This is a genomic window from Lapillicoccus sp. (assembly GCF_025353065.1).
Taxonomy (GTDB): Bacteria; Actinomycetota; Actinomycetes; order Actinomycetales; family Dermatophilaceae; genus Lapillicoccus.
In genome coordinates, this window is sequence record NZ_JANXRJ010000216.1 from 1 (window position 1) to 2,217 (window position 2,217).

Annotated in this window: 2 protein-coding genes; one reads left to right on the forward strand and one right to left on the reverse strand. The window is 71.0% G+C overall.

Annotation, left to right across the window (positions count from 1 at the left end; translation table 11 throughout):
• Nucleotides 1-255, forward strand: a 255-nt coding sequence (locus Q0R63_RS16365; RefSeq protein WP_295699557.1) for a hypothetical protein, incomplete at its 5' end; no start/stop codon positions are given.
• 22 nt (nucleotides 256-277) lie between these two features.
• On the opposite strand, the gene Q0R63_RS16370 is transcribed toward Q0R63_RS16365, so the two are convergent.
• Nucleotides 278-2,217, reverse strand: a 1,940-nt coding sequence (locus tag Q0R63_RS16370) for a hypothetical protein (RefSeq protein WP_295699559.1), incomplete at its 5' end; no start/stop codon positions are given.

Below are 2,217 nucleotides of genomic sequence, written 5' to 3' on the forward strand. Positions count from 1 at the left end.
GTGGTCGTGAACGTCACGGTGGTGGCGCCACGGGCCGGAGGCTGGCTCACCGCCTACGCCTCGGGGACCCCCCGGCCCGCGACCTCCAACCTCAACTTCCCCGCCGGTCAGACCATCGCTGCCGCGATGGTCGTCCCGGTCAGCAGCGACGGGTCGATCACGCTGTGGAACGCCGCCCCCGGGACGGCCGACGTCCTCGTCGACCTCGAGGGCGTCGTGCGGGCGAATGCCGCACCGCCGCCAGCGGCGCACTGAGCGCTGGCTTTCGCGGGGGATTTCAGCCGACGAGGCGCTCTCGCGGCACCACCGAGAGGTCTGGGACGCCGGACCACACGGGGTTGGTGAAGGACCGGATGGAGCCGTTGGCGTCGACGAGCGCGACGCGGTAGTAGGCGTTCCCGCCGGGGACCCTGAGCGAGGCCGATCCACCGACGAACTGCCAGGGCATCAGCTCCACGACCGAGGTGGACGGGGCCGTGCGACCGAGCCCGAGGTCGACGATCTGCCCCTGGACGACCTGGATCTTGGAGGTCGACGGCAGGTTGGTGGCCGTGATGGTCAGCTCTCCGGGCTTCCTCGAGGAGTTGACGGGCACGGACCCCATCGGTCGGCCGTCGAGGCTGACGACCAGGTCTCCGTCGTAACCCACCCGCGTGACCGTGGCGCGGCCCGCCCGGAGCGCCTGCAGCTCTGCGGCCTGCGTCCCGGCCCCCCAGAGCTGGGTCAGGAACGTCTCGGACCAGGTCCGGCCGTAGTGGTCGTCGCTGACCCCGTTGGCCGTCATCACGACGCCGTTGCACCAGAGCAGGTCACCGAGGGTGAGGTGGTCATCGAGGGTCATCCCGCCGCGGGCGTCATACCCGAGCTCGAGGACGTCGGCCCCCCACACTCGGCTCGGACAGAGGTACTGGAAGGCCGCGAGGATGCGGCGGGCGTCCCGCGGCCTGGGCAGGGTGCCGTAGGGGTGGTTGTAGTTGGCGACGCTGCCGCCCGCCTTGATCTGGGCGACGACCTGCTCCAGCCCCCCGTCGACCGTGACGATGTTGGTCGCGTCCGGCCCGAACCAGTTGAGGTGGTCATAGGTGCCGGAGATCTCGAGACCCACCCGCCTCGTCACCAGCGGGTGCGCCGCCGCCACCGCGTCGAACACGGCGTTCAGGGCGTCGAACGCGTCCTGCCCGACGATGTTCCGGGGACAGTCGAGGCGGGGGACGACGACGTCGATCGCCCCGTTCACGCTGCTGACCTGGAGGTTGATCGCGGTCACGGAGTTGTCGCCGGCGACGATCTCGGTGCCGAAGAAGGCCTGGAGGTCGTCCAGCGGCGTGACCATCGGGGTGATCGTCTGGCCGGCCGTGACCTGCGTGTAGACGTGGCCGGTCGACGCATCGACCCGGACCCGCTGATCGGGGGTCGGGCCGAATCGGTAGACGATCGAGAGGGCGTTGGCGCCATGCCGGCTGAACTGCAGCGCGATCTCGTAGTACGCCGTGCCCGACAGCCCGCGGATGGTCACCGGCCCACCGAACTGCCGCCCCACGACGTTGCCCTCGAGCATGTTGTTCGACGTCACGGCCGACAGGCCGTAGGTCGCCGCGCGGGAGCTCTGGATCTGGAGGTTGAGGGCTGTGGAGCCGGCCCAGGGGATGAGCTCAGCGATGCTCACGGCGGCCGTTCCCCGGCTCGCCGGCTGCCAGTGCCACCCGCCGGAGCTCAGCGTCGTGAACCTGAAGACGCGCGGGAGGCGACCGTCCGCCGGCAGCGCGAACACCCGCCAGTCGTGCTCGGTCGACCAGTAGAAGTCGCAGCCACTCCGCTCGGCGAGAGTCAACTGTCCGTCCAACGAGCCGGATCCCTCCGACCCGCTGCTGTGCACGTGCATCGCATGGCGCCTGCTCGTTGACCCGTCCGGCAGGACGAGACCGGCCGAGCGGGCTCCGGTGGGTGACGTCCCCTCGGCGGCGTTGGCCCGGCGGGTGCTGGTCGGCCCGAACAGGGCGGCGGCCGCCACGGCCGTGGTGCCGAGGACCTGTCGGCGGGTCGGGCGAGACGCTCCGCGGGGGCCGCCACGGCGGCCACGGCCCGGGCTCCCCGACTCGAGATCCAGGGCTGAGAGCTGGAGGGCTGAGAGGTCGATCTGCTCACCGTGGCTGCCGCACATACGCCCATACTCTTCACTTGCCTCGACCGCCGCGAGCCAGGAGTCCTCGCAGGTGC